Below are 25,073 nucleotides of genomic sequence, written 5' to 3' on the forward strand. Positions count from 1 at the left end.
CGGAAGGTGTTCAACAACTGAAAGGAGGTGACCCAGTGTCTCATAGTGAAAGCCGCGCTGCGGTGACCGTGAGCTGGACCTCCGTGAACGGGGTCCGCGCCTAGCTTCGGCTAGCGGTCGCGAACCGCTGAGCGGTCCGACGATGGAAAGGCCGCCCCAGCCATGGGGCGGCCTTTCGCTATTTGGCGGGGGCGGCCGGCGAGGCGTCTCAGCCTCATGATCCCTTATCGGCAGTCTTTCCGGCGGGTTCGTAGCGGATAGGGATGTTCACGCGGCCACCGACCACAGGCAGCCCCTCTGCGGTCCATGTGGTCATCCGGAACATGGGAACGAGCTTGAGGGCCGCCGCGCCCACACCAGCGCCGGCCGGAGTTTCCTGGAGGACACTGCAATCCGTAAGGACGCCGCCGCTCCCAACGGCGCAACTCAGCGTGGCGCGGGAAGAGCCGGTGGTCTCCACGTCCTTGAAGGCTTCCATCAGTTGATCGCCCTTGGGCAGGGCCGCCCAGCTCGGCTTCCCGACGACCCGGGTCGCCGGGTCGAGCATGCCCGGATCGAAGACGATCGGGACGTGGAACTCCAGGCCGCGCGCCGCCTTGCGGTCCGCGTCGCTACGCACCTCCATCATGAAGGACTTGGCCAGAGACTTCGCGGCGATGTCGAAACCGTAGCCCCTCGGCTCGGAGGTCAGCACGTTGCAACGCGCGAGGCGGCCTTCGTCGGTCATGTCGCATCCGACGGTCGCGCGACCGCCCTTCCGTTCCGCACGGGCCTTCGCAGGGTAGGCCGCCGCAACCTCTTCGTATGACGGAGCCTGGGTCCAAGCGATGGCGGCATCGATGACGCGCTTGGTTCCAAAGGTCTCGCCGGGGCCGCCTGTGATGAAGTGGATGGGTATATTGACGCCGGAGGGAACCGGCTTGCCGGCGCGCATCGCCGGACGCATGAGAAACTGCGGTGTGAGCGCGATGGCCGCTCCACCGAACCCCGCGCCAACAGGGCTCTCCTCTACGGTCACGCAGTCCGTCAGGGTTCCCTGGACGGAGATCACGCAACTGATGGCGGCCTTGCCACTCTGCCCGCGCCTGTAGGCCTCCGTCGGGAAGACGGCGAGCAGTTGGTCCGGCGTCGGCCGGCGGAGCCAGTCAGGCGCCTTGTCGAAGTCGCTGGTCCCCATGACCACGCGAACCTCGCGCGCGCCCTTCGCACCGGGCGGAACGCGCCTGTACTTCGACGCGAGCGACAGCGCGGCGGCGCCGACGCCACTGTTGGCCGGCGTTTCGCGCTCGACCTTGCAGTCCAGAAGTGCGCCGTCGTCGGCTACCGCGCACTTGATGACCGCCCGCCGCAATCCATCGGTCGCAACCGTCTTGAACGCGGCGTCCTCCTCGTCCTTCGATGGCCGCGAGACCCAATTGGCTTCTGACCAGGGCTTGCGGTCAGCAGCCAGGCCGTGGCCCGGTTGAACGAAGATCGCGACAAAAGCAGCAAGTCCGACCGCCATGCCGGCCGAATGATGGCGTCGACGCCACGAGCCTCGAGTCATTGGCCACCCCCTCTGCTCCAGCATGCCGCGCGTTCAGGTCACCGACAACCGCCGGTAATCAGCAGCGCGACCATTACCTCCGACGTCATGGACGCGCTTCCGTGGGCGGCTAAGCTCGGCCCATGATCACGCCCCACAAGCCCGTCGGCGACCATCTGCGCGAGTGGCGGATGCGTCGGCGGATGAGCCAGATGGACCTCGCGCTGGAAGCCGAGATCTCCACGCGCCACCTGTCGTTCCTGGAGACGGGGCGCGCCCAGCCCAGCCGCGAGATGGTCCTGCACCTGGCGGAACAGCTCGAGATCCCGCTTCGCGAGCGCAATGTGATCCTGGTGGCTGCGGGTTTCGCGCCGGTCTTTCCGGAGCGGGGCCTCGACGATCCCGACCTTGCGGCGGCCCGCCGCGCGGTCGACGTGATCCTGAAGGCGCACGAGCCCTACCCGGCCCTGGCGGTGGACCTGCGCTGGAACCTGGTGGCGGCCAACGCGGCCCTGTCGCTGCTGATGCAGGGGATCGACCCCGAGTTGCTGCAACCGCCGATCAACGTGATCCGCCTCTCGCTGCACCCCAAGGGCCTCGCGCCGCGGATCGTCAACCTCGAGGAATGGCACACCCACATCCTCGAGCGCCTCGGCCGCCAGGTGGAGCTGACGGCGGATCCGGGGCTCATCGCCCTGGTGCAGGAACTACGCAGCTACCCGACGCCGCCGGCCTCCGACCGCCGCCGCGAGGATTACGGCGACGTGGTGGTGCCGCTGCAGCTGATGGTCGGAGATCAGCTGCTCTCCCTCTTCGGCACGACGACGGTGTTCGGCACGCCGGTGGACATCACGCTGTCGGAGCTGACGCTGGAGACGTTCTTCCCCGCCGACGCCGCTTCCGCCGAGATCCTGCGCCAGGCGCAGGCGGCGACCGCCGCTACGGCGTGACGCAGGTGGGCGGAGCCAGCGCGACCACCGAGTCCTGGCGGAAGCGGGCGCGGTAGGCGCCCTGCACGGCCTGGATCTGGGCGGCTGCGTCGCCCTTGGCGGGCAGGACGATCAGGACCACCTTCGCGGCCTCCCGGATCAGGCGGTTCTCGTCGCCCTTCCACTGGCCGCCGCCGTCGACCACCGTGACGCCGTCCGGGAAACGGGGGGCGACCTCCTGCTCGATGAACCGGGTCAGCTCCGCCTCGTTCAGGCGCGCCGGCGGCGTGGCCGAGAGGAACAGCCGGGCGGTGCGCAGCTCGGCCTGGCCCGGCGGGCAGAGCGGCTTGGGCGCCGACTGGCACCCGACGACGACGAGCCCCGCGACGGCGGCGATGGCCCCCGCCCGCCTCATCCCCCGACCAGCTCCCGCCCGATCAGGAAGCGGCGGATCTCGTTGGTGCCCGCCCCGATGTCGTAGAGCTTGGCGTCGCGCAGGAGGCGTTCGACCGGGTACTCCCGGGTGTAGCCCGAGCCGCCCAGCGCCTGGATCGCCTCCAGCGCCACCTTCACGGCGTTCTCGCTGGCCATCAGGATCGCGCCCGCGGCGTCGAACCGGGTCGTCAGCCCGGCGTCGCACGCCCTGGCCACCGCGTAGACGTAGGCGCGCGACGAATTCAGGGCCACGTACATGTCGGCGATCTTGCCCTGCATGAGCTGGAAGCTGCCGATCGGCTTGCCGAACTGCTTGCGCTCGCGGACGTACGGAAGCACCACGTCGAGGCAGGCCTGCATGATCCCCAGCGGCCCGGCCGCCAGCACCGCGCGCTCGTAGTCCAGGCCGCTCATCAGCACGCCGGCGCCGCCGCCGACGGGGCCCATGACGTTCTCCTCGGGCACCTCGCAGTCCTCGAACACGAGCTCGGCGGTGTCGGACCCGCGCATGCCCATCTTGTCCAGCTTCTGGCTGACGCTGAAACCCTTGAAGCCCTTCTCGATCAGGAAGGCCGTGATGCCGCGCGAGGCGCCGTCAGGATCGGTCTTGGCGTAGACCACCAGGGTGTCGGCGTGCGGGGCGTTGGTGATCCAGAACTTCGTGCCGTTCAGGACGTAGCGGTCGCCCCGCCGGTCGGCGCGCAGCCGCATGGAGACCACGTCGGACCCGGACCCCGCCTCGCTCATCGCGAGCGATCCGACGTGCTCGCCGCTGATCAGCCTGGGCAGGTAGCGCCGCTTCTGCTCGGGCGTCCCCCAGCGGCGGATCTGGTTCACGCAGAGGTTCGAGTGGGCGCCGTAGCTGAGGCCCACCGAGGCGGACGCCCGCGAGACCTCCTCCATCGCCACCACGTGCTCGAGATAGCCGAGGCCTAGGCCGCCGTACTCCTCTTCGACGGTGACGCCGTGGAGCCCGAGCTCGCCCATCTGCGGCCAGAGCTCGCGCGGGAAGGCGTTGGTGGCGTCGATCTCGGCCGCCAGCGGGGCGATCCGGTCGGCGGCGAAGCGGGCGGTGGTCTCGCGGATCATGTCGGCGGATTCGCCGAGGCCGAATTCGAGCGCGGGTCCGTGGTTCGGGATCATGGGCGCGGGTTAGCACACGCCGCCGCCGCCGCGAACTCAGTCGCGCTCGGCCTCGCGCCCGAGCCGCGCCAGGAGCCGGTAGACGGCCACGGCGACGAAGCCGACGCCCGCCACGCCGGCGGCCCAGGCGACGGCCAGGGGCGTCATCATCACGCCGGCGGGCGCGGGCCGCGCCGTCAGCCCCCAGAACATCCCGAAGCCGAAGAAGACCAGGCCCAGGAGCGACAGCACCAGGTCCCGGACGATGGACGGCTCCTTGCGTCGCGGGGCCGGGCGCGGACGCGCCGGGATGAACATCGACGGCTGGGCTTCGTCCGACGCCTCGGCGGCGGGCTCGTCGGCGGGCGCGGGCGCCCTGGGAATCTCGAGCTCGGCGTCGGCGGGCGCAGTTTCCGCGGCTTCGGCCGCCGGCTCGCCAAGGGCCGGAGGCATGTCGGCCTCCACGGCGTCCGGCGCCGGCGGCGGCGCTTCGGTCGGCGGCGCCTCGGCCTCGGCAGCGGGCGCAGGCTCGACGTCCTCGAAGGCCGCCGGCTCCTCGCCCGGATCCGGGAAGATGGTCTCCAGGCGATGGGTCACCGCCTCGGCGGCGGCGGTCACGGCGGCGGCCGCCGGCGTCGGGACAGCTTCCGGCGGGGCGTCGTCGTCGGGCAGGTCGTCGCGGCGGGCGGTCACGCGATCGCCGTGGAACGAGGTCTCCACCGCCACGGGCCGGCGAAGCGGCACCAGGTCGAGGGCGTCCAGGTCGATCACCGGACGCAGCAGCGGCGACGGCGCCGGGGTCCAGGCGTCGCCCGGCGGGGTCAGGAACAGGGCCTTCTCCGCGGCCCGGCGACGGACCAGCGCGTCGATGACGATCCGCTCGCCCTCGAAATCGGCCTTGCGCCACAGCTCCATGGCGCAGGCGGCCTGCACGGCCGCGCCGGCGTTCAGGCGCTTAAGCACCTGGCTGCGGCGGAAGTTGTCGATCCCGATGTTGAACGTGAAGCTGCAGAGGGCGTCGAACTGGTTCTGGCTGACGGGCGCCAGCAGCCCCTCGTTCACCGCGTGCTGGACGGCGATCAGGTCGTAGACCAGCAGCGCCTCGGCGTCGGACTCGCAGACCTCGGCGCCTTCGCGGGCGGTCAGGGTGTGGCCATAGCCGATCGTCCAGCGGCCGTCAGGCAACTGGGCGGCAGTCCGGCGGTAGCCCTCGAACCGCTTGATCAGTTCGATGGCCGCCCGGGAGACGCGGTGGCGCGAGAGCATGAACTGCTGTCGTCCCAAATCGGCACAGGCGGCAGGCGCCCGGGAAGCCCCGGGGCAAGCCTGACGCCACTTACAGCAGGATTAGCGCAGCGAGTCCCAGGAACGCGAAGAATCCCGTGAAGTCGGTGACGAAAGTCACGAAAATCGAGGAAGAAACAGCCGGATCGCGCCCGATCCGCTCCAGCACCAGCGGCACCACGGCCCCCGCCAGGGCGGCGAACGTCACATTGATCACCATCGCCAGGCCGAAGACCGCCGAAAGCCGGACGTCCTGCTGAAGCGCGAAGAGGACGATCCCCGTGACCAGCGCCAGCGCCAGCCCGTTGATCAGGCCCACCACCAGCTCGCGGATCACGGTGCGGCGCGCGTTGAAGGTCGAGATCTCGCGGCTGGCCAGGGCGCGCACCGCGACGGCCAGGGTCTGGGTGCCGGCGTTGCCGCCCAGCGAGGCCACGATCGGATAGAGCACCGCGAGGATCACCAGCTTCTCGATCTCGGCCTGGAAGGCGCCGATCACGCTGGCCGCCAGCGCCGCCGTGACCGTGTTGATCATCAGCCAGGGGATGCGGGAGCGGACGATGCCCACCACGTCGGCGTCCCGGCCGGCGTCGCTCACGCCCGCCAGGGCCAGGATGTCCTCCTCGCCCTCCTCCTGGACGACGCTGACGATGTCGTCGACGGTGATCTGGCCCACCAGCCGGCCGGCCGCGTCCACGACGGGCGCCGAGATCAGGTGGTACTTGTCGAAGATGTAGGCGACCTCTTCCTGGTCCAGGTCGGCGGTGATCTCGTTCACCGGCTCCATGATCTGGGCGAGCGGCGTGGCCCTGGGCACGCGCAGGAGCTGGCTCACCGGAACCGCGCCCACCGGCTTGTAGGCGGGATCGACCACATAGACGTCGAAGAACAGCTCCGGCAGGTCCTCGGATTCCTTGCGGAAGTGGTCGATAGCCTGGCCCACCGTCCAGAACTGCGGCGCGGCCACCACCTCGCGCTGCATGAGGCGGCCGGCGGTCTCGTCCTCGTAGGCCAGGGTGGTCTCGATGGCCGCCCGTTCGACCTCGGGGATGGCGGCCATGACCTCGGCGCGCTTGTCCGCCTCCAGGTCGTCGACGACGTCGGCGGCGTCGTCGGACTCCATCTCGCCGATGGCCTTGGCGAGGGTCGCCGACGGGACGTGCTCCAGCACCTCTTCGCGGATCTCGGTGTCCAGCTCGGAGAGGATCTCGGCCAGCGTCTCGGGATCGAGGTGCGGGATCAGCTCCTCGCGATCGCCCGCCGAAAGGAAGCCCATGAGGTCGGCCACGTCGGCCGGATGCAGCGCCGCCAGCAGCTCGCGCAGCCGCTCGGCGTCGCCCCGCTCCAGAGCGTCGGCCACGTCCGAGACGAACTCGGGATTGAGCGCGTAGTCGTCCTCGAGCGCGAGGTCTTCGAGGTCCTCGTCCAGGTCCACGGCTTCAGCGAGGTCGTCCGTTTCGCGGCTCATGCGGACCTCCCTGACGCGATGTTGGACGGCTGTGCTCGTCTTTCGGTTAAGGCGCTGATTCACCGGCCCGGTCGAGGGGACCACGGGGGCCGGCGAGGTTCCTCATTGTGTCACATCCGCCGCAGGCGCCATGGACCAAAGGCGTTTGCGCGCGAATGCATGGCCGGAGCCTGATTTCAGGTACGCCTCGAACGCGGCCGCCTGCGCCCGGTCCGAGAAGGCTATGTACGCTACCAGCCGCCACGGCCGATACTTCGCTGTGTGCGGCGACTTTCCGGCGTTGTGGTCGGCCAACCTCGTCCGCAGATCAGACGTGAGCCCGACGTAGCGCCGCTTCGGATCATGCACGCCTGCCATGAGGTAGACGTAGTGCAGCTTGCCCCCCTAGGCGAACAGCCCTGCTACGCCAAGGCTTCGCAGGGCATCCTGCTTCGCCCCAGGAGCGGGGACTTGTCCTGCGAAGCCCGTCAGGGCGAAGCAGGATGGTGCGGTCGAGAAGACTCGAACTTCCACGGGTTGCCCCACAGCGACCTCAACGCTGCGCGTCTACCAATTCCGCCACGACCGCTCGTGGTGAGGCGCGGCAGGTAGCAAACCCCGCCCGCATACTCAAGGGGCTGAGGCGCCTAGCTGGCGCCGCCGGCCATGTAGTCGTAGACGTTGGCCTCCCGGGTCACCGAGATGGCGATGCGCTCGTCGTTGATCTGGATCTCGCCGCGGGCCACGGGATGGTTGTTGGCCAGGATCCAGACCTCGTCGTTGACGTTCGCGTCAAGCGGGATGACCGCGCCCCGGCCCATGCGCAGCAACTGCGCCATCGGCAGCGTGGCGCGCCCGAGCACGACCTGGATTTCGACGTTGACGGCCTTGACCTGACTCACGATGGGGACCCTGGCTGACACGCGGGCTTTGCGTCGAGCACGCCCGGAGACCACATTTGGGCCGACATGCTTGATCAGCCGTTAAGCCCCGCGCCCGAAAGCGGCCCAGCCGACCCTCCGGCAGGAGGCGCGCTGTTCGGCCGCACCGATGGCGCGGCCGCGGGCTGGGCGGTCTCGAAGGTCCCCGTGCCCTACCCGCAGGCCGTGGCGGCCATGGAGGCCCGGGCCGCCGCCATCGCCGAAGGACGCGCGGGCGAGCTCGTCTGGCTCCTCGAGCATCCTCCGCTCTACACGGCCGGCGTCTCGGCCAAGCCGGGCGATCTGCTCGAACCCGACCGCTTCCCGGTGTTCCAGAGCGGCCGCGGCGGTCAGTTCACCTACCACGGGCCCGGGCAGCGCGTGGCCTATGTGATGCTGGACCTGTCGCGCCGGCGCCGCGACGTGCGCGCGTTCGTGGCGGCCCTCGAGGCGTGGGTGATCCGCGCGCTCGAGACCTTCAACGTGGCGGCGGACGTGCGCGAGGGTCGCGTCGGGGTGTGGGTGGAGCGCCGGTCGCCGGGCATGCCGCCGCGGGAGGACAAGATAGCCGCCATCGGCGTGAAGCTGCGCCGCTGGGTGAGCTTCCACGGGATCTCGCTCAACGTGGAGCCCGACCTGACGCACTTCGGCGGCATCGTGCCCTGCGGCGTCACCGAGCACGGGGTCACCAGCCTGGTCGACCTGGGCCTGCCGGTGACGATGGACGAGGCCGACGCGGCCTTGCGGGCGAGCTTCACCCAGGTCTTCGGGCCGGTCGAGGACGCGCCGGCGCCGGCCTGACGCGCGGGTTCAGGCGAACTCGACCAGCACCTCGTCGGCCGCGACGCTGTCGCCGGCCTTCACGCTGACGGCCTTGACCACCCCGTCGCGCTCGGCCCGCAGGATATTCTGCATCTTCATGGCCTCGAGTACGGCCACGACCTCGCCGGTCTTGACCTCCTGGCCCTGGGCCACGTCGATCGAGACCACCAGGCCCGGCATCGGCGAAAGCACCATCTTGGACGTGTCCGCGGCCTTCTTCGGCGGCAGCTTCTCGTGGAGCTCGGCCGAGCGGGGCGACAGAACCAGCACGTGCAGGGTGGTCGCGCGATGGCGGATGACGAAGCCCTCGGCCGCCGGCTTCACGGTCACGGTGAAGTCAGAGCCGTTCAGGCTTCCGCGGAACTGGGCCTGACCGGGACGCCAGCCGACCCTTGAAAGCTTCAACTCCGGTCCGCCGTTGCGCACGACGAGCCCGTCAGGCGTCATCATGGCCGAAACCCGACGACGGTGCGCGCCTGCGACGACGACCCAATCTTCCCGGGGCTCGTCCCCGAACCGGGCGACGCGATGGGCCTGCAGCGTCTGCATGTAGATCGCCACGGCCTCGATCAGGTCGCGCTGCGCATCCGTGGGCGGCAGGCCCTGGAAGCCATCGGGGAACTCGTCCTTGATGTAATTGGTGGAGAGCTTGCCCGACCGGAACCGGTCCTGGTCCATCACGGCGGCCAGGAACGGGATGTTCTGACCCAGGCCCTCGATGTGGAAGTCCTCCAGCGCCCGGCCCATGGCGTCGATCGCGGCGTCACGCGTGGGGCCCCAGGTCGAGAGCTTCGAGATCATCGGGTCGTAGAACATCGAGATCTCGTCGCCTTCGCGGACGCCGGCGTCGTTGCGGGTGATCGTGCCGCCCGGCATGTCGCCCTCGGGCGGCGGCGAATAGCGCACCAGGCGGCCGATCGACGGAAGGAAGCCGCGGTAGGGATCCTCGGCGTAGATCCGGCTCTCCATGGCCCAGCCGTTGATCTTGAGGTCGCCCTGGGCGAACGGCAGCGCCTCGCCGGCCGCGACGCGAATCATCTGCTCCACGAGATCGACGCCGGTGATCAGCTCGGTGACCGGGTGCTCCACCTGCAGACGGGTGTTCATCTCCAGGAAGAAGAAGCTGCGGTCCTGGCCGGCGACGAACTCCACCGTGCCCGCGCTGTCGTAGCCGACCGCCTTCGCCAGCGCGACGGCCTGGTCGCCCATGGCCTTGCGGGTCGCCTCGTCCAGCAGCGGGCTCGGCGCCTCCTCGACGACCTTCTGGTTGCGGCGCTGGATGGAGCACTCGCGCTCGAACAGGTGGACGACATTGCCGTGCTTGTCGCCCAGCACCTGGATCTCGACGTGGCGCGGGCTCTCGATGAACTTCTCGATGAAGATGCGGTCGTCGCCGAAGCTGGCCTTGGCCTCGGCGCGCACGGCCGGGAAGCCCTCTTCCACGTCCCTGCGGTTCCAGGCGACGCGGATCCCCTTCCCGCCCCCGCCGGCCGACGCCTTGATCATCACGGGGTAGCCGATCTCCTCGGAGATCTTGATGGCGTGGGCCGTGTCGTCGATCTCGCCCACATGGCCGGGGACGGTCGAGACGCCCGCCCGGGCGGCGAACTTCTTGGACTCGATCTTGTCGCCCATGGCCTCGATGGCCTTGGGATTGGGCCCGATGAACACGATGCCCTCGGCGGCCAGGCGGCGCGCGAAGCCCGCGTTCTCGGACAGGAAGCCGAAGCCGGGATGCACCGCCTGCGCGCCGGTCTGGCGGACCGCGTCGACGATCTTGTCGGCCACGAGATAGCTCTCGGACGCCGGCGCGCCGCCGATGAACACGGCCTCGTCGGCCATCTCCACCGCCATCGAGTCGGCGTCGGCCTCGGAGTAGACCACCACTGTCTTGATGCCCATCCTGCGGGCCGTCTTGATGATCCGGACGGCGATCTCGCCCCGGTTCGCAATCAGGATCTTCGAAAACATTCCGTTCCTTAGCGCTCTGTTCTCTTACGCGCCCAGCTTCACGGCGGTGCCGGAAGCGGTGACCATCAGCATGCCGTTCTGAACGCCGAGATTTTCGTAGTCGAGGTCGACGCCCACGACGGCGTCGGCGCCCAGCGCGCGCGCCTCGAGCTCCATTTCCTGCAGGGCGATGTCGCGGGCCTCGCGCAGCGCCTTCTCGTAGCCGCCCGCGCGGCCGCCGATGATGTTCGTCACGCCGGCAAAGAAGTCGCGGAAGATATGCGCGCCGATGATGGCCTCGCCCGTCACGACGCCGAGGGTGCGCGTGACCTTGCCTTCAGGCACCTCGGGCGTGGTGGCGATGATCATTCGGTATCGTCTCCCGTCTTTCGCCTGGAAGGCCGCGACCCTAGATTGGCGGGCATGAGCACGCCAGCCATCTCCCCCTCGGGGTTCTCTCTCTCGCCGCCTGACCCTGAGGAACGCAAGCGCCTGGAGGGGTCGCTGACCCGGGAGGAGGCCGAGGTGCTGCTGCACCACGGGACCGAAGCGCCCTTCTGCGGCGGACTGCTCGACCAGAAGGACGACGGCGTCTACTGCTGCCGCCTCTGCGGGCTGCCGCTGTTCCGGCACAAGACCAAGTTCGAGAGCGGCACCGGCTGGCCCTCGTTCTGGGCGCCGATCGACGAGGCGCACGTGAAGGGCGTCCGCGACACCTCCTGGGGCATGGTCCGCATCGAGACCCGCTGCGCGCGTTGCGACTCGCACCAGGGGCACGTCTTCCCCGACGGCCCGCCGCCGACGCGCCTGCGCTACTGCATCAACTCGGTGAGCCTGGCCTTCGTCCCGAACGGCGCCCCCCTGCCCGACCCGCTCGGCCGCGGCGACAACGAGCACCTGCAGCCGGTCTAGGTTTTCGCGCCGCGCCGGCCGCGTCGCGCGATGGCGCCCTTTGGGAGGGGGTGCTCCTCGTCGTGCTGGAGGTGGCTGAGGACCTGGAACAGGAAGGCCGTCGACCAGCCGATCAGGAGCATGCCGTTGATGGCCTCGAGGACGCCGACGATCCGCCACGCCTTCGGCAGCATCGCGCCGGCCTCGCCCACGGTCGAATAGGCGCTGGTGGAATAGTAGAGCGCCGCCTCCAGGCTGGGCAGCAGGCCGACCGTCCAGTAGGCGAAGGCGTACAGCCAGATTTCGAGGCCGTGGAGCGTGAACAGGCCGATCACGATCCCCAGCGGAACCAGCAGCCGGTCGATCCCGTGCCAGGCGCTCATGAAGCGGCGCAGGTGCAGTCCGGTGAGCCGCATCAGCACATCCAGCCCGATCAGGTGAATCACCACCGTCGCCGAGACGAGGACCGTGGCCGTGGTCAGCTCATGAGCGAGGTTGCCGAGCACTGCGGCCTCCCGAGCGAGGCCGTCGCGCCCCAGGGAAGCGTGCGGGCCCCGCGGCCCGTCGGCATTGATCTTTGTCGAAGATCTGCAGCAGGGTCCGCGGATGGATGACGAACAGCGCCACGGCGTCTGGCGATCGGGGCTGTGGGCCGCCGCGGCCGCGGCCGCGATGCTGGGGTGGGTCGCCTGGGGCAACCTGAAGGAGGACGCGCAGGCAGGCCCCTTCTCATCCCTGCACGGCGCAAAGACCGACGCGGAGCGCGAGATGGCCGGCCGCCTCCTGGCCGAAGGCTACCAGGTGCTCCGTTCGGACGCCTTCTCCGACGCGATGGCCGGCCTTTCGGAGCGCTACCCCGCCGTCTACGCGCGCGACTCGGCCCAGGCCGTGAACCCGCGCGCGATCGCGGACATCGTCGCGCTCAGGACGTCCGGCGCGCGCTACGCGCCGGCGCAGGCGGCGCTGGTGGACGGCGGCGGGCCGCACCTCGGCATGGCTGGGGAGGCGGGCTACACGTCCGGCCGCCACGCCGACGTGATCATCACGCGCGAGGTCCTCGCCCAGTTCGCCTCGCCCGATGTCGTGCGCCGTTCGTGCGCCATCAACGTGGCCGCCCACGAGTACGCGCACACCATCTCGCTGACGCCGGTCGGGCTGACGAACGCCTTCACCGACACGAACGAGCGGCAGCGGGTGATCCCGAACCGCCGCGACGGAGCAAGCCCGGTCGCCAGCTACCTGATCGGCTCCACCGCCCAGTGCGTGTGGCTGGTCGCCCAGGGCCGCATCGGCCGCGAGGCGATCCCGCGCTGCATCGAGGTCTTCGGGGTCCAGAGCTTCAACTGGAACCGCTGCGGCGCCTTCGCGGGCGGCGGGGAGGTGGCCGCGAGGCCAGGTCTCCCCCCGCCCTCGCCGGGGCTCTGAGCCGGAGTCAGGTGCGCCGGGTCGTGGTCCGGGTCGCGGCGCTGTCGTCGCTGAAGCCGTTCCCGCCGGTCGAGCCGTCGTCGCGCCGCATGCGGTCTTCCTGCACGCTGTCGCCGAAGCCCCGACCGGCGCTGGTGAAGTAGCCGCCCGTCTGGATGCGCAGGTTGTTCTGCACATGGTTCACCCCGGACAGGTCCTCGACGACCCGCTCGGCGCGATGCTTGGCCTCCCGGCTGTCGACCGTACCGGAGAGGGTCACCTCGCCGCCGGACACCGAGACGTTGATGTTCGAGGCGTCCAGCCAGCTGTCGTCGGTCAGCCGCTGGTGGACCTCCTCGCTGATCCGCTCGTCCGAGCGCTTGTAGCCCTTCGGGCCGAGGCCCCGGGCGCCGCGGCTCGCGGCGAAGCGGCCGTCGTCGTCGTCCCGGCCCATGTCGCTGAACCAGGACTTCACCTTCTCGCCCGTGCGGCGAAGGAAGTCGCCGGCGTCGCGCGCGTGGTCCTCGAAGTCGCGGCCGCCCTCGCGCCCGCGGCCTGTGTCGCGGTCGTCGTACGCGCCCGACCCATAGCCGGACAGGTGACGCTCGCGCCCGCCGTCGCCGTAGCCGCGCTCGTAGTCGTAGCCCCCGGTCCCGCCGGAGAAGGTGCGGCGGCGGCGCTCGTCGATATCGCGGCGCATGGCGTCGTAGTCCTGGTCGTAGCGCCCGCGGGAAGTCCCGCCGAAGCCCTCGTCGCGGCCGAACGCGCGCGCCCCGCGCGGCGCGGCGCGGTAGCCCGTATCGTACTCGCCGCGGCGCATGGCGGGCGAGACGCCGCCGTAGTCGCGATCCTGCCAGTCGCTCCCGCGCTCGAGTTCGGCGCGGCTGTAGGACCTCTCCCCGCGCGGGCGGTTGTAGCCGGCGCCGGTGTCGTCTTCGCCGAAGACCCGGTCCTCACGGCCCCACGAGCGGCCCTCGTCGCGCGACCCGTAGCGCTCGTCCTCGTCGCGATCGTCGCGTCCGCTGCGATAGCCCCGGTCCCGCCAATCTTCGCTCCAACGTCCGGGCATGCTCGTTCTCCTTGGGTTCCTGCAAGCGGCGGGGCTTGCGCCCGCCTCACTCGGCAGAACACGGTACGGAGAGCGGATGTTCCGGAAGCTAGAGCGGAATGTTGTCGTGCTTCTTCCAGGGATTCGAGAGCGCCTTGCCCTTGAGGTTCCGCAGCGCGTTGACGATCCTGCGCCGGGTCGAATGCGGCATGATCACGTCGTCGATGTAGCCGCGTGAGGCGGCGACGAAGGGGTTGGCGAAGCGGGCCTGGTACTCGGCGGTCCGGGCGGCGATCGCGTCGGGGTCGCCGATCTCCTGGCGGAAGATGATCTCCACCGCGCCCTTGGCGCCCATGACCGCGATCTCGGCGGAGGGCCAGGCGTAGTTCACGTCCCCGCGGATGTGCTTGGAGCTCATGACGTCGTAGGCGCCGCCGTAGGCCTTGCGTGTGATGACCGTGATCTTCGGCACCGTGGCCTCGGCGAAGGCGAACAGCAGCTTGGCGCCGTGGCGGATCAGGCCGCCCTGTTCCTGCCGCGTGCCCGGCATGAAGCCCGGAACGTCGACGAACGTGATGATCGGGATCTCGAAGCAGTCGCAGAAGCGCACGAAGCGGGCGCCCTTGCGGCTGGAGTCGATGTCGAGCACGCCCGCCAGGGTCTGCGGCTGGTTGGCGACGATGCCCACGGGCTGCCCGTCGATCCGCGCGAAGCCGACCACGATGTTCTTGGCGAAGTCCGGGCTGATCTCGAAGAAGTCGGCCTCGTCCACGACCTTCTGGATCAGCTCCTTCATGTCGTACGGCTTGTTCGGATTGGCCGGCACCAGGGTGTCGAGGCTCATCTCGACCCGATCGGGCGCGTCGTAGCTCTGACGCACCGGCGGCTTCTCGCGGTTGGAGAGCGGCAGGAAGTCCACCAGCCGGCGGACCTGGGTCAGCGCCTCGAGATCGTTCTCGAAGGCGCCGTCGGCGACGCCGGACTTCAGCGCGTGGACCCGGTAGCCGCCCAGTTCCTCGTGGCTGACCTCCTCGTGGGTGACCGTCTTCACCACGTCGGGGCCGGTCACGTACATGTAGGAGGTGTCCTTCACCATGAAGATGAAGTCGGTGATCGCCGGGGAGTAGACGTCGCCGCCGGCGCAGGGGCCCATGATGACGCTGATCTGCGGAATGACGCCCGAGGCCAGGGTGTTCTCGAGGAAGATGTCGGCATAGCCCGCGAGGCTGGCGACGCCCTCCTGGATGCGCGCTCCGCCGGCATCGAACAGGCCGATGACCGGCGCGCCGACCTTCATCGCCTGGCGCTGAACCTTCAGGATCTTCTCGGCGTGAGCGCTCGAAAGAGAACCGCCGAAGACCGTGAAATCCTTGGAGAAGACGAACACGACGCGGCCGTTGATGCGGCCCCAGCCGGTGACGACGCCGTCGCCGGGGATCCGCTGCTTGTCCATGCCGAACTCGGACACGCGGTGCTCGACGAACATGTCGAACTCCTCGAACGAACCCTCGTCGAGCAGCAGGTCGATGCGCTCGCGGGCGGTCAGCTTGCCCTTGGCGTGCTGGTTGGCGATCCGCTTCTCGCCGCCGCCCATGCGGGCCTCGTCGCGACGCTTCTCAAGTTCCTCGAGGATGTGCTTCACGGGACCGTCTTCTCCTGCACCAAGGCGCAGGCGTAGTCGCGCGTGCGAAGGCGCGCAAGTTCACCCCGCGGGAGCCTCGCGGAGACCGGAGGCGGGCCACCGCCCTGCCCCCCGCTGTGTCGATATCAGTCCACCGTCGCCAGCGCGCGGAACCAGAGCTCGAGCATGGCCGCCTCTCCGGTCAGGCGCGCGGTCCGCTCGGCCGCCTCGGCGTCGATCCCCCACTTCTCCTCCTGGAAGGACTCGTCGAGGCGTGAGAGCTCGAAGGCGGCCTCGCCGCTGGTCCAGCCACGGAGCACGCCCACGGCCAGCACGGCCGACCCGAACAGGGCGGTTCCGAACGCCAGGCCCGCCAGCGCGAAGTCGTCGAGCTCCAGCGCGATCTCGCGCACGCGCGCCAGCGTCTCAGGCGGCTGCGTGCGGTGCTGGATGCCTTCGCAGCGCTCGAACACCAGCCCGGCTTCCGCTTCCGCGCGGGCCAGCAGCGGGCCCCAGGCGGTCTCCTGCCGGCTGACCAGCTCGCGCGGAGACTCGGCGAAGTAGCAGAGGAGATCCGAGCCCGCGTACTGGACGATCTGGTCGGCCACCGCCTCGCGCGTCGCCCCGACGGTCTCGATGGCGGTGTTCGCCAGCCGCGTGGCGTGCATCGTGGCCATCTCGATGACGTCGGTCTGGGCCGCCCACTCCTGGGCGATCTGCTCGGCCGCGGCCCGTGTGGGCAGCACCATCCGCACCGCCTTGGGCGTACGGAGGTTGCGGCCGTCGAGGAGCACGCCGAAGCCGCCCTCGGCCTCCGTGACCGCGACCGTCTTGTAGAACCGCCTGGGCTTCTCGGCGGGCTCGTGGAAGCCCTTGCGCAGATCCATCACACCTCTCCCGACGGAACACGCCGACGCGGGCGTGCAATTGGGCGCAAAATGCATCCGTCGCAAGGGAGGACGCGCTTGGCCGCGAACCCACGTGAACTGGACGCCGCCATCGCGGTCACGCGCTTCGGCCTGGGCGCACAGCCGGGCGAGATCGCGGCGGCGCGCCCGGATCCGCGCGGCTGGCTCAAGGCGCAGATCCGCCCGAGCGGCGCCGAGACGTTCGACACCGGCGGCGAGACGTCGGCCGTGCGCCTCGCCGAGTTCCGCGCGTACCGCCGCGCGCGCGTCATGGCCGAGTCGGCGGACGGCGGCGGCGCCGACCCGGCCGAGGCTGTGCGCCGCTTCGTGCGCGAGAACGCCGTCGGGGACGTCCAGAACCGGATCCGGCTGGCGCTGCAGAGCCCAGCCGGCTTCCGCGAGCGCTGGGCGCTGTTCTGGGCGAACCACTTCACCGTGTCGGCCGTGCGGATCCAGGTCGCGACGCTGGTGGGACCCTACGAGAACGAGGCGATCCGGCCGCGCGTCTTCGGCCGCTTCGCCGACCTGCTGGCCGCCGCGGAAACCCATCCCGCGATGCTGCTCTACCTGGACCAGGCGCAGTCCGTCGGCCCGAACAGCCGCGCCGCGCGGGTGCGGAACCGCGCCGGCGCCGGACGGCCGGCCGGCCTCAACGAGAACCTCGCGCGGGAGATCCTGGAGCTGCACACCGTCGGGATCGATGGCGGCTATACCCAGGCCGACGTGACCGAGTTCGCCCGCGCCCTGACCGGTCTCAGCCTCGCCCGGCCCGACGAGCCCGCCACGGCCGACCCGGTGGTGTTCCGTGCGCCGGCGCATGAGCCGGGCGGGCGCACGGTCATGGGCCGACACTATCCGGACAGCGGCGAGGCGCAGGCGACGGCGATCCTGGCCGATCTCGCGTCGCACCCGCAGACCGCCCGCTTCGTCTGCCGCAAGATCGCGCGCCATTTCGTCGCCGACGATCCGCCGCCCGCGCTCACGGCGCGCCTGGAGGCGGCCTGGCTGGCGTCGGGCGGCGACCTGGCCCGGGTGGCCGAGGCCCTCGTCGACGCACCCGAGGCCTGGGACGCGCGGCCCTCCAAGTTCAAGACGCCGTACGAGTTCGTCGTCTCCAGCTATCGCGCCCTGGGCGGCGCGCCCCGCGGGCCCCAGGTGAGCCAGGCGCTGAACACCCTGGGCCAGCGCCCGTTCGGCGCGCCCTCGCCGAAGGGTTGGCCGGACGATGCGGCGCCCTGGGCGGCTTCGGACGCCCTGGTGAAGCGCATGCAGGTCGCCCAGGCCCTGGGTGCCGCCGCAGGTCCGCGCGTGGCCGAGCCGGCGTCCCTGGCCGAAGCGGCGCTGGGCGCCCGGCTGACGCCGGCGAGCGCCGCCGCCATCCGGCGCGCGGAGAGCCGCGCCGAAGCCGTGGCCCTCCTCCTCATGACCCCGGAGTTCCAGCGCCGATGAGCCCGCTGCCGATCAGCCGCCGCGCCCTCGGCGCCGGCCTCGCCCTGCCCTTCCTGGCCCGCGCCGCGCACGCCGCCCTCCCCGCGCGACGCCGGTTCGTCGTGATCGTCTGCCGAGGCGGCATGGACGGCCTCTCGGTGGCCGCGCCCCTGGGAGATCCCGACTATCGGCCGCTGCGGGGCGCCCTCGCGCTGGGCGACGATGCGTTGCGGCTCGATTCCACCTTCGCGCTCCACCCGCAGCTCACCGCCATCCACGCGCTCGCCAGGGCCGGTCAGGCGCGGATCGCACCGGCGGCCGCCACGCCCGACCGCGCGCGCTCGCACTTCGAGGCGCAGGACGTGCTGGAGACCGGCGCCGGCGGGGTCTATGCCGCTCCCAGCGGCTGGCTGAACCGCGCGGTCGGCGCCCTGGCGCGGCAGGGCAAGGTGGAGGCCCTGTCCGTAGGGGCGACCGCGCCGCTCATCCTGCGCGGCCCCGCGCCGGCCGGCTCCTGGTCGCCCGGGCGCACCATCGACGCCGCCGCCCGCCTGCCGTCCCTGCTGCAGGAGCTGTACCGGGAGGATCCCCTGCTGGGACCGGCCCTCGCGCGCGGCCTGGCCACCGAGACGCTGGCGCGGGAGACGGGCGCCGGCGCGCGCGGCATGGCCGGACCGCGCGCCGGACCCGCCCAGGGGCGCGAGGTCGCGCGCGGCCTTGGAGAGGCGCTGGCGGGCTTCCTGACCGCGCCCGAGGGGCCGCAGATCGCGGCGGTCTCGCTGGACGGCTTCGACACGCACGCGAACCAGGCCGCCGCGATCGCCCCGCGGCTCGCGGCGCTGGACGCCCTCGTCGACGGACTGCATGCCGGCCTCGGACCGGCGTGGGGCGACACGGTGGTCCTGGCCGTCACCGAGTTCGGGCGGACGGCGCGGGCGAACGGCACGGGCGGCACCGACCACGGCACCGCCTCGACGGCGCTCGTCCTCGGCGGCGCCCTCAAGCCGGGCGGGGTCATCGGGGACTGGCCCACGCTGCGCCGCCAGGCCCTGTTCGAGGATCGGGACGTCTATCCGGCGCTCGACCTGCGAAGCTTGGAGAAGGGCCTGCTGGCCGAGCACCTGGGACTGGACCGCCGCACGCTCGACACCCTGGTCTTCCCGGACAGCGCGCCGGTGAAGCCGCTGACCGGCCTCGTCTAGGCCGCGCTGCGAAACGCGGGCCGGCCTTCCGATCGGCCCTGGATTCCGTACTCAACGCCCGGTCATTCCGGCGAAAGCCGGGATCCCATCACGAACCCTAGGCGGGGACGACGTCGAACGCGATCGTCATGCGCCGCTCGTCGGTCGTGAACGGCACGGTGCCGTGCCACATGTACGAGGGGAAGAGCACCAGCCGCCCGGGCTTCGGCCGCACGTAGTGCTCGGCGGGAAGCGGCGGGTCGGTGGCGAACGGCGGCTGGCCGAAGCGGATCCAGCCCTGCTTCTCGGCGCTGTCGAGCGCGCTGTCGGGCGTCTCCACGTAGAAGGCCGACGACAGCCAGCCCTCGGGGTGGAAGTGGTCCTTGTGGAAGCCGCCCGGCTTGAGCCGGACGGACCAGGCGCCTTCGATGCGGTAGCCCGCGGCATGGCGGCGGCGCAGCGGGTCCGCGCCCTCGCCCAGGTGCGCGATATGGCGGCGGATCGGCGCGTCGATGGCGCGGAAAAAGGCCTGGATCGCGGGATCGTCCGAGCCCGTCAGCCGGAACAGGGTCTGGCTCCCGTGACGCAGCGACTGCGACGACGGGTGCTGTTCGTAGAGGTGGATCCGGTCGAGCGCCGCAGCGAGGTCCTTGAGGTAGGCCTCCAGGGTCGGCCAGCCCTCGGGGGTTTCGATGTCGTAGGGCCGCACCATGGCGTCGTAGTCGTAGAGCTCGCGGTAGAGCGGATCGCCGACCGCCCGCGCCGCCGTCGCCGCCCAGCCCCACAGGGACTGGTTGTCCGGCGCGAGCTCGAGCCCCTTCCGCGCCTTCGCCAGGGCCACGTCGGGCTTGCCCAGCGCCAGGCACACGATCGCCACCTGGTTCAGCACGCCGGGCGCGTCGGGGTACATCCGCTCGGCCTTGAGCGCGAGCCGCTCGGCTTCGTCGAGCCGGCCGCGCTCCAGGGCCGCCTGCCCCGCGGCCATCTGGATGGCGGGGTCGTCCGGCAGGCGTTCGGCGGCCAGCGCCAGCAGGTCCGCGGCCTTGTCGGGCTCGCCGGCCGCCTCGTAGAACTTGGCCTTGGTCAGCAGCAGCGGCGCCGGGTCCCCGCCCGCGTGCGCGGCGCGGTCCAGGACCGCCTGGGCCGCGGCCAGATCGCCTCGGCGCATCCAGATCACGTCGGCGTACTCGGCCGCGGCCTCGACGCGGCCCGGGGCGCGCTTCAACGCCTCCTGGTAGGCGCGCTCGGCGCCGTCCAGATCGCCGGCCGCGCACATGGCCCGCGCCATGACGCCCCAGGAGAGCGCGCCGTCGACGCCGCGCAGGAAGGCCTCGTTCATCGCCCGAACGGCTTCGGCGCCGCGGCCGAGGTCACCCAGGGTGGCGGCCAGGTTGTGCCAGGCGACGCCGCTCGCGCCATACCGCGCCACCGCGCGCAGGTCGTAGGCGAGCGCGTCCTCGCGGCGGCCCAGGCCTTTCAGGGCGGTGGACTGCATGGCCAGCGCCCGGTGCGGCGCGTCCCGAGCGTCGGCGAGCGGCGTGCTGATCGCCAGCGCCTCGTCGAGGCGGCCGGCGTCGAGGTGGGCCTTGGCCTGGTCCAGGGGATCGCTGCTCAACGTCGCCTCTTGAAGGGTTCGGGATCGGCCTCGTGCTCGTCGAAGCCGAAGCGTTCGAAGCCGGCCGCCAGCTCGGGGCTGATCGGCGCCTCGAGCACAAGCGCGCCCCGCGACGGGTGCGGCAGGACGAGGCGGCGCGCGTGCAGCTGCAGCTTCAGGCCGGCCGACAGCTCGCGGCTGGCTTCGGTGTTGTACTTGGGATCGCCCAGGATCGGATGGCCCATCGCCAGCATGTGAGCGCGCAGCTGGTGCGTGCGCCCGGTATGCGGCCATAGCGCCATCCACGCCGCGCGCGGGCCGGCGCGCGCCACGGTCACGAACTCGGTCTCGGCGGTCTCGGCCCGCGGGTCCTTGGGGTCGGTGGGGACCATCATCTCGCGATCGCCGACACCCTGCTTGGCCAGGGGGAGTTCCAGGACCCCCTCGCCCGGCTTCGGGAAGCCCGCGACGATGGCCCAATAGACCTTCTGCGCGCGGCGCTTGGCGAAGGCGCCCGCCAGCCGCGCCGCCGCCGCCGGCGTCTTGCCCAGCACCAGCACGCCCGAGGTGTCGCGATCCAGCCGATGAACCAGCCGCGGCCGCTCCAGGCCCTCGCCCCAGGCCGACAGCAGGCGGTCGACATGCTTGCTGGTCTTGGTGCCGCCCTGCACGGCGAGGCCCGAGGGCTTGTTCAGCGCCAGGACCTCCTCGTCCTCGTAGATCACCAGGCTCTTGGCGTAGGCCACGTCCCGGGGCGGAAGCTTGCCCTTCTCCTCGGGCCGTGGCGCGTCGGGCAGCGGCGGCACGCGCACCTGGCTTCCGGCCGAGAGGCGGGTGTCGGGCTTGGCGCGCGCGCCGTCGACGCGGATCTGGCCCGACCGCGTCAGCTTCTGGATCTGGATGTGGTTGAGGTGCGGCCAGCGGCGCTTGAACCAGCGGTCCAGGCGCACGCCCTCCTCGCCCTTGTCGACATAGAGCGTGCGGACCTCCCTCATGCCAGCACGCGCCGCACGAGGAGGAGGCCGGCGAAGAGCGCCGCGACCGAGAGGACCACCGAGCCCAGGCTGTAGGCCAGCGCCGCGCCCCAGGCCCGCCGCTCGAGCATCAGCACGACCTCCAGCGAATAGGCCGAAAAGGTCGTGAAGCCGCCCAGCACGCCCACCCCCAGCAGCAGCCGCCAGCGTTCCTGGTCGGCCCCGCCACGCCAGGCGAGCCAGCCGGCGAGCGCGCCCATGAGAAAGCCGCCGATCACGTTCGCGCCCAGCGTGCCCCAGGGCCATCCGCCGCCCAGGCTCCGGTGGGCCTGGACCCCCAGCAGGTAGCGAAGGCTCGCGCCCGCCGCGCCGCCGACCGCCACGAGGAGGAGATTCTGCATAGCGCGCTTATGCGACGGCGAGCGGTGCTTTGCCACTGCGCCGACGTCGCGCCGCCGCGATCAGGCGCGGGGCCCGATGTTCGCGCGCACGGCCCGCGCGTCGTAGACGTCCGCGCCGCGCGGCCGCTCGCCCCGGCCCATGACCACCTCGATGGTCGTCGCCACCGACGGACCGCCGCCCAGGCTGACGCCGCCGGTGCTCACGCCCACGCCGACCCCCGAGCGGCGGCCGAAGCTGGCCCCGCCCACGCCGAAGCTCACGCGCGGGCCCCTGTCCGGGCGGCCTTCCATGAAGCGGTCCGAAATGCGGAACCAGTCGTAGCCCTCCGCGAGCGCCAGGTCGGCGGCCCGCAGCAGCGCGTAGTCGGTGACCTGTGCGGGCGGCGCGCCGGCGCCGCCGTGGAAGGTGATGCGGTATCGCCCGGGCTCGATCCGGTACTCGGAGTAGCCCACGCCCTCTCGCCCCGATGCGGGCTGGTAGAGGGTGGGCGCCGTCGCGCAGGCGGCAAGGGCCGAGGCGGCGAGCGTGATCAGCAGCAGGCGCTTCATGGTTCAGGCGTCCGACGAAAATGCGCGTCCCTTCCGAGACTTATACGGCAGAACGAGCGGCTTGGCCGCCGCGTTCCTGAGGGGCCGCGTCAGGCGAGGTGGAGCTGGGTGAGCAGCCCCGCCATGTCCGGGGGCATGGGCGCCTCGATCCGCTTGCGGCCGCCGGCCGGGTGCGGGAACGTCAGCGCCGCGGCGTGCAGCATCAGGCGCGGGACCGGCTGTCCCCCCACCACCAGCGCGCCGCCGTACCGCGGGTCGCCGGCGATCGGCCGTCCGACGGCCGCGAGATGGACGCGCAGCTGGTGCATACGGCCCGTCTCAGGTTCGAGCTCCAGCAGCGCTGCGCCCTCGGCCGCCTTCAGCGTGCGATAGCGGGACGCCGCAGCCTCGGCGTCCGGATGGTCGGGCGCGCAGACCCGCATGTAGGCCTCGCGGCCCTCCTCCACCCGGCGCAGCGGCAGGGTGATGCGCCCGCCGCGCGGCTCGGGGGGCCCGGGCGTGACCAGCGCGAGGTAGGTCTTGGAGAACGCCCGCGCCATCAGCGCCTTGCCGAGGAAGCCGGCCGCCGGCTTGGTCTTCGCCGTCAGGATGACGCCCGACGTGTCGCGGTCGAGCCTGTGGATCAGCCGCGGCCGCGCCTTGCCGGGCTTCGCGAAGGCCCAGAGGAGCTCGTCCAGCGTGTGGACCTGGCCGCGCCCGCCCTGGCTGGACAGCCCCGCGGGCTTGGCCAGCGCGAGGATCTCGGCGTCCTCGTAGAGGACGAGGCCGCGGACGAAGGCGGTCTCGTCGTGGGAAAGCTGGACGGGCTTCGGGGTCTTCACGCCCTCCGTCTAGCGGAGCACGCCCCGCTTCGTCATCGTCCACGCGTACCAGATGAAGAACGCGCAGATCACGATGATGACCAGCGGCATGACGGCGTCCATCGGGCCGGGGTTGGCCAGGATGTAGGCGAAGTTGCCCAGTGCGCCGACGGTCGAGGCCGCGAAGGCGTGGAACGCCCACCTCGACCGCAGCAGCAGAAGCACCGATCCGAGGAACGAGCCCCAGACCCCGATCGCCCAGACCGCGTGCATCCATGTGGGGTACGAGGCCATGTGCGCGATCATCGCGTCGTCCATGCCCATGGCTCGGTACCAGGCCTCTCCCTGGACGTGGCTCATGGTGTAGTCCACCGCGCCGAAGCCGTTCCAGAACAGGCCCACGGCCACCACCAGCCAGAAGAGCCAGCCCGGCCTCGCGCCCGTCGTTTCAGCCGCTGTCGTCATCGCGCCCTCCCCAGGGTCGTTATCGGATCAGCCTGAGCCCGTCGGCGAACATTGTCGCGCGAAAAAAACTCATCCGCCCTTGGCCTGGCGCAGGGCGGCCCAGCGCTCCAGGCGCTCCCTGATCCGCGCCTCGTTCCCCTCGCCGCGCGGCTTGTAGAACACGCGGCGTTCCATGCCGTCCGGGAAGTAGTTCTGGCCCGAGAAGCCGTCGGCGGTGTCGTGGTCGTAGGCGTAGCCCTTGCCGTAGCCGAGGTCGCGCATCAGGCGCGTGGGCGCGTTGCGGATGTGCGCCGGCGGCATCAGCGAGCCGGTCTCGCGCGCGGCCTTCATGGCGGCGCTGTAGGCGGTGTAGACCGCGTTCGACTTCGGCGCGCAGGCCAGGTGCACCACCAGCTGGGCCAGCGCGATCTCGCCCTCGGGGCTGCCCAGGAAGTCGTAGGTGTCCTTGGCGGCGTTGGCGAGGACGAGGCTCATCGGATCGGCCTCGCCGATATCCTCGGCCGCCGCGCGGATCAGGCGCCGCGCGAGGAAGAGCGGGTCCTCGCCCCCGGACAGCATGCGGGCGAGCCAGTACAGCGCCGCGTCGGGATCCGACCCGCGGATCGACTTATGGAGGGCGGAGATGAGGTTGTAGTGCTCCTCCCGGTCCTTGTCGTAAGCCGGGCTGCGCTTCTGGAGCTGCTGTCCCAGCTCCGCGATCGTCAGCGGCTTAGCGGACGCGATGTTGAGCAGCGTCTCGGCCAGGGTGAGCAGGTAGCGACCATCCCCATCGGCCATGTTGATGAGCGCCTGCCGGGCGTCCGGCGCGAGCGGCAGGGTCCGCCCCTCGTGCTGCTCGGCCTTGGCCAGCAGACCGTCGAGGGCTGCGTCGTCCAGACGCTTGAGCACGAACACCTGCGCCCGCGACAGCAGCGCCCCGTTCAGCTCGAACGACGGGTTCTCGGTCGTCGCGCCCACCAGCGTGACGATCCCCTCCTCCACGAACGGCAGGAAACCGTCCTGCTGGGCGCGGTTGAAGCGGTGGATCTCGTCCACGAACAGCAGCGTGGCCTGTCCCGCAAGCCGGCGGGTGCGCGCCTGCTCGAACGCCTTCTTGAGATCGGCGACGCCCGAGAACACCGCCGAGAGCTGCTGGAATTCGTAGCCCGCCGTCTTGGCCAGCAGGCGTGCGATGGTGGTCTTGCCCGTGCCCGGGGGGCCCCAGAGGATCATCGACGAAAGACGGCGCGCGGCCGCCATCCGGCCGATCGGTCCCTCAGGCCCCAGGAGGTGGTCCTGCCCGACCACCTCGTCCAGCGATTGTGGCCGCAGCCGGTCGGCCAAAGGCGTCGGCTGCGAGGGCGTCAGACCCGCGGCTTCAAAGAGGTCGGCCATC

Annotated in this window: 26 protein-coding genes and 1 tRNA gene; 6 read left to right on the plus strand and 21 right to left on the minus strand. The window is 71.2% G+C overall.

Going from position 1 to position 25,073, the window contains the following annotated elements; genetic code table 11:
* Positions 1-214 precede the first annotated feature (214 nt).
* Complete coding sequence (locus JNK30_RS11340; protein ID WP_293482349.1) at positions 215-1,504, minus strand: TonB family protein; 1,290 nt, start codon at positions 1,502-1,504, stop codon at positions 215-217.
* 164 nt (positions 1,505-1,668) lie between these two features.
* Between JNK30_RS11340 and JNK30_RS11345 the strand changes: the two genes are divergently transcribed.
* Positions 1,669-2,475, plus strand: coding sequence for a helix-turn-helix transcriptional regulator (locus JNK30_RS11345; protein WP_293482350.1), 807 nt, complete (start codon positions 1,669-1,671; stop codon positions 2,473-2,475).
* Here JNK30_RS11345 and JNK30_RS11350 read toward each other — a convergent pair.
* From JNK30_RS11350 to JNK30_RS11375, 7 genes are all read right to left on the minus strand, one after another.
* Positions 2,465-2,869: a DUF3574 domain-containing protein gene (locus tag JNK30_RS11350; RefSeq protein WP_293482351.1), complete on the minus strand. Its 405-nt coding sequence runs from the start codon at positions 2,867-2,869 to the stop codon at positions 2,465-2,467. The genes JNK30_RS11345 and JNK30_RS11350 overlap by 11 nt on opposite strands.
* Positions 2,866-4,032, minus strand: coding sequence for an isovaleryl-CoA dehydrogenase (locus JNK30_RS11355; RefSeq protein ID WP_293482352.1), 1,167 nt, complete (start codon positions 4,030-4,032; stop codon positions 2,866-2,868). Before JNK30_RS11355 ends, JNK30_RS11350 begins: the two co-directional genes overlap by 4 nt.
* Before the next feature lie 36 nt (positions 4,033-4,068).
* The gene (locus JNK30_RS11360; RefSeq protein WP_293482353.1) at positions 4,069-5,277 is read right to left on the minus strand and encodes a lysozyme; all 1,209 of its coding nucleotides are present in this window, start codon (positions 5,275-5,277) and stop codon (positions 4,069-4,071) included.
* Positions 5,278-5,347: 70 nt separating this feature from the next.
* The gene (gene mgtE, locus JNK30_RS11365) at positions 5,348-6,763 is read right to left on the minus strand and encodes a magnesium transporter (RefSeq protein ID WP_293482354.1); all 1,416 of its coding nucleotides are present in this window, start codon (positions 6,761-6,763) and stop codon (positions 5,348-5,350) included.
* A gap of 102 nt (positions 6,764-6,865) precedes the next feature.
* Entirely contained in the window at positions 6,866-7,138 is a 273-nt protein-coding gene (locus JNK30_RS22980; protein WP_367118744.1) for a GIY-YIG nuclease family protein, read from the minus strand.
* Between the two features lie 108 nt (positions 7,139-7,246).
* A tRNA-Leu gene (locus JNK30_RS11370) sits at positions 7,247-7,331 on the minus strand.
* Between the two features lie 58 nt (positions 7,332-7,389).
* The gene (locus JNK30_RS11375) at positions 7,390-7,644 is read right to left on the minus strand and encodes a FliM/FliN family flagellar motor switch protein (protein ID WP_293482355.1); all 255 of its coding nucleotides are present in this window, start codon (positions 7,642-7,644) and stop codon (positions 7,390-7,392) included.
* A 66-nt stretch (positions 7,645-7,710) separates the two neighbouring features.
* On the opposite strand from JNK30_RS11375, the gene lipB reads away from it, so the two are divergent.
* Positions 7,711-8,463: a lipoyl(octanoyl) transferase LipB gene (lipB, locus tag JNK30_RS11380; RefSeq protein WP_293482356.1), complete on the plus strand. Its 753-nt coding sequence runs from the start codon at positions 7,711-7,713 to the stop codon at positions 8,461-8,463.
* A gap of 9 nt (positions 8,464-8,472) precedes the next feature.
* Here the strand turns inward: lipB and JNK30_RS11385 are convergent, their stop codons facing one another.
* Both JNK30_RS11385 and JNK30_RS11390 read right to left on the minus strand, forming a co-directional pair.
* Positions 8,473-10,455: an acetyl/propionyl/methylcrotonyl-CoA carboxylase subunit alpha gene (locus JNK30_RS11385; RefSeq protein WP_293482357.1), complete on the minus strand. Its 1,983-nt coding sequence runs from the start codon at positions 10,453-10,455 to the stop codon at positions 8,473-8,475.
* A gap of 24 nt (positions 10,456-10,479) precedes the next feature.
* Positions 10,480-10,803 carry a heavy metal-binding domain-containing protein gene (locus JNK30_RS11390; protein ID WP_293482358.1) on the minus strand — a complete coding sequence of 108 codons (324 nt, stop codon included), beginning with the start codon at positions 10,801-10,803 and terminating at the stop codon, positions 10,480-10,482.
* Positions 10,804-10,857: 54 nt separating this feature from the next.
* Here JNK30_RS11390 and msrB point away from each other — a divergent pair, with 54 nt between their 5' ends.
* Positions 10,858-11,346, plus strand: a complete 489-nt coding sequence (msrB, locus tag JNK30_RS11395) for a peptide-methionine (R)-S-oxide reductase MsrB (protein ID WP_293482359.1) — start codon at positions 10,858-10,860, stop codon at positions 11,344-11,346.
* Here msrB and JNK30_RS11400 read toward each other — a convergent pair.
* On the minus strand, positions 11,343-11,831 hold the full coding sequence (locus JNK30_RS11400) for a hypothetical protein (RefSeq protein WP_293482360.1): 489 nt from the start codon (positions 11,829-11,831) through the stop codon (positions 11,343-11,345). The genes msrB and JNK30_RS11400 overlap by 4 nt on opposite strands.
* A 100-nt stretch (positions 11,832-11,931) precedes the next feature.
* On the opposite strand from JNK30_RS11400, the gene JNK30_RS11405 reads away from it, so the two are divergent.
* Entirely contained in the window at positions 11,932-12,750 is an 819-nt protein-coding gene (locus tag JNK30_RS11405) for a hypothetical protein (protein WP_293482361.1), read from the plus strand.
* Positions 12,751-12,757: 7 nt separating this feature from the next.
* Here JNK30_RS11405 and JNK30_RS11410 read toward each other — a convergent pair whose 3' ends face one another.
* The 3 genes from JNK30_RS11410 to JNK30_RS11420 form a co-directional block, all read right to left on the minus strand.
* Entirely contained in the window at positions 12,758-13,798 is a 1,041-nt protein-coding gene (locus tag JNK30_RS11410) for a BON domain-containing protein (protein WP_293482362.1), read from the minus strand.
* A gap of 88 nt (positions 13,799-13,886) precedes the next feature.
* Positions 13,887-15,419 carry an acyl-CoA carboxylase subunit beta gene (locus JNK30_RS11415; RefSeq protein ID WP_293482363.1) on the minus strand — a complete coding sequence of 511 codons (1,533 nt, stop codon included), beginning with the start codon at positions 15,417-15,419 and terminating at the stop codon, positions 13,887-13,889.
* Positions 15,420-15,544: 125 nt separating this feature from the next.
* On the minus strand, positions 15,545-16,285 hold the full coding sequence (locus JNK30_RS11420) for an ATP12 family chaperone protein (protein ID WP_293482364.1): 741 nt from the start codon (positions 16,283-16,285) through the stop codon (positions 15,545-15,547).
* Positions 16,286-16,363: 78 nt separating this feature from the next.
* Between JNK30_RS11420 and JNK30_RS11425 the strand changes: the two genes are divergently transcribed.
* Both JNK30_RS11425 and JNK30_RS11430 read left to right on the plus strand, forming a co-directional pair.
* Entirely contained in the window at positions 16,364-17,755 is a 1,392-nt protein-coding gene (locus JNK30_RS11425; protein WP_293482365.1) for a DUF1800 domain-containing protein, read from the plus strand.
* Positions 17,752-18,936 carry a DUF1501 domain-containing protein gene (locus tag JNK30_RS11430; RefSeq protein WP_293482366.1) on the plus strand — a complete coding sequence of 395 codons (1,185 nt, stop codon included), beginning with the start codon at positions 17,752-17,754 and terminating at the stop codon, positions 18,934-18,936. Before JNK30_RS11425 ends, JNK30_RS11430 begins: the two co-directional genes overlap by 4 nt.
* 97 nt (positions 18,937-19,033) lie before the next feature.
* On the opposite strand, the gene JNK30_RS11435 is transcribed toward JNK30_RS11430, so the two are convergent.
* The 7 genes from JNK30_RS11435 to JNK30_RS11465 all read right to left on the minus strand — a co-directional run bounded on the left by JNK30_RS11435 (position 19,034) and on the right by JNK30_RS11465 (position 25,072).
* On the minus strand, positions 19,034-20,530 hold the full coding sequence (locus JNK30_RS11435) for a putative 2OG-Fe(II) oxygenase (protein ID WP_293482367.1): 1,497 nt from the start codon (positions 20,528-20,530) through the stop codon (positions 19,034-19,036).
* Positions 20,527-21,504: an RluA family pseudouridine synthase gene (locus JNK30_RS11440; RefSeq protein WP_293482368.1), complete on the minus strand. Its 978-nt coding sequence runs from the start codon at positions 21,502-21,504 to the stop codon at positions 20,527-20,529. Before JNK30_RS11440 ends, JNK30_RS11435 begins: the two co-directional genes overlap by 4 nt.
* Complete coding sequence (crcB, locus tag JNK30_RS11445) at positions 21,501-21,884, minus strand: fluoride efflux transporter CrcB (protein ID WP_293482369.1); 384 nt, start codon at positions 21,882-21,884, stop codon at positions 21,501-21,503. The genes JNK30_RS11440 and crcB overlap by 4 nt, the downstream gene beginning before the upstream one ends.
* Before the next feature lie 60 nt (positions 21,885-21,944).
* Positions 21,945-22,433, minus strand: a complete 489-nt coding sequence (locus JNK30_RS11450; RefSeq protein WP_293482370.1) for a hypothetical protein — start codon at positions 22,431-22,433, stop codon at positions 21,945-21,947.
* Positions 22,434-22,522: 89 nt separating this feature from the next.
* On the minus strand, positions 22,523-23,254 hold the full coding sequence (locus JNK30_RS11455) for an RluA family pseudouridine synthase (RefSeq protein WP_293482371.1): 732 nt from the start codon (positions 23,252-23,254) through the stop codon (positions 22,523-22,525).
* Between the two features lie 9 nt (positions 23,255-23,263).
* The gene (locus JNK30_RS11460; protein WP_293482372.1) at positions 23,264-23,698 is read right to left on the minus strand and encodes a hypothetical protein; all 435 of its coding nucleotides are present in this window, start codon (positions 23,696-23,698) and stop codon (positions 23,264-23,266) included.
* Positions 23,699-23,767: 69 nt separating this feature from the next.
* Positions 23,768-25,072 (minus strand): replication-associated recombination protein A, encoded by a 1,305-nt coding sequence (locus JNK30_RS11465; protein WP_293482373.1) that lies wholly within the window; start codon positions 25,070-25,072, stop codon positions 23,768-23,770.
* Position 25,073: the final 1 nt, after the last annotated feature.

It is taken from the genome of Phenylobacterium sp. (assembly GCF_016793225.1).
Lineage (GTDB): Bacteria > Pseudomonadota > Alphaproteobacteria > Caulobacterales > Caulobacteraceae > Phenylobacterium.

Coding starts and splice junctions, on each gene's coding strand:
- JNK30_RS11340 (WP_293482349.1), bottom strand. CDS start 1,504: ATGGCGGTCGGACTTGCTGCTTTTGTCGCGATCTTCGTTCAACCGGGC.
- JNK30_RS11345 (WP_293482350.1), top strand. CDS start 1,669: ATGATCACGCCCCACAAGCCCGTCGGCGACCATCTGCGCGAGTGGCGG.
- JNK30_RS11350 (WP_293482351.1), bottom strand. CDS start 2,869: ATGAGGCGGGCGGGGGCCATCGCCGCCGTCGCGGGGCTCGTCGTCGTC.
- JNK30_RS11355 (WP_293482352.1), bottom strand. CDS start 4,032: ATGATCCCGAACCACGGACCCGCGCTCGAATTCGGCCTCGGCGAATCC.
- JNK30_RS11360 (WP_293482353.1), bottom strand. CDS start 5,277: ATGCTCTCGCGCCACCGCGTCTCCCGGGCGGCCATCGAACTGATCAAG.
- mgtE (WP_293482354.1), bottom strand. CDS start 6,763: ATGAGCCGCGAAACGGACGACCTCGCTGAAGCCGTGGACCTGGACGAG.
- lipB (WP_293482356.1), top strand. CDS start 7,711: ATGCTTGATCAGCCGTTAAGCCCCGCGCCCGAAAGCGGCCCAGCCGAC.
- JNK30_RS11385 (WP_293482357.1), bottom strand. CDS start 10,455: ATGTTTTCGAAGATCCTGATTGCGAACCGGGGCGAGATCGCCGTCCGG.
- JNK30_RS11390 (WP_293482358.1), bottom strand. CDS start 10,803: ATGATCATCGCCACCACGCCCGAGGTGCCTGAAGGCAAGGTCACGCGC.
- msrB (WP_293482359.1), top strand. CDS start 10,858: ATGAGCACGCCAGCCATCTCCCCCTCGGGGTTCTCTCTCTCGCCGCCT.
- JNK30_RS11405 (WP_293482361.1), top strand. CDS start 11,932: ATGGATGACGAACAGCGCCACGGCGTCTGGCGATCGGGGCTGTGGGCC.
- JNK30_RS11410 (WP_293482362.1), bottom strand. CDS start 13,798: ATGCCCGGACGTTGGAGCGAAGATTGGCGGGACCGGGGCTATCGCAGC.
- JNK30_RS11420 (WP_293482364.1), bottom strand. CDS start 16,285: ATGGATCTGCGCAAGGGCTTCCACGAGCCCGCCGAGAAGCCCAGGCGG.
- JNK30_RS11430 (WP_293482366.1), top strand. CDS start 17,752: ATGAGCCCGCTGCCGATCAGCCGCCGCGCCCTCGGCGCCGGCCTCGCC.
- JNK30_RS11440 (WP_293482368.1), bottom strand. CDS start 21,504: ATGAGGGAGGTCCGCACGCTCTATGTCGACAAGGGCGAGGAGGGCGTG.
- crcB (WP_293482369.1), bottom strand. CDS start 21,884: ATGCAGAATCTCCTCCTCGTGGCGGTCGGCGGCGCGGCGGGCGCGAGC.
- JNK30_RS11450 (WP_293482370.1), bottom strand. CDS start 22,433: ATGAAGCGCCTGCTGCTGATCACGCTCGCCGCCTCGGCCCTTGCCGCC.
- JNK30_RS11460 (WP_293482372.1), bottom strand. CDS start 23,698: ATGACGACAGCGGCTGAAACGACGGGCGCGAGGCCGGGCTGGCTCTTC.
- JNK30_RS11465 (WP_293482373.1), bottom strand. CDS start 25,072: ATGGCCGACCTCTTTGAAGCCGCGGGTCTGACGCCCTCGCAGCCGACG.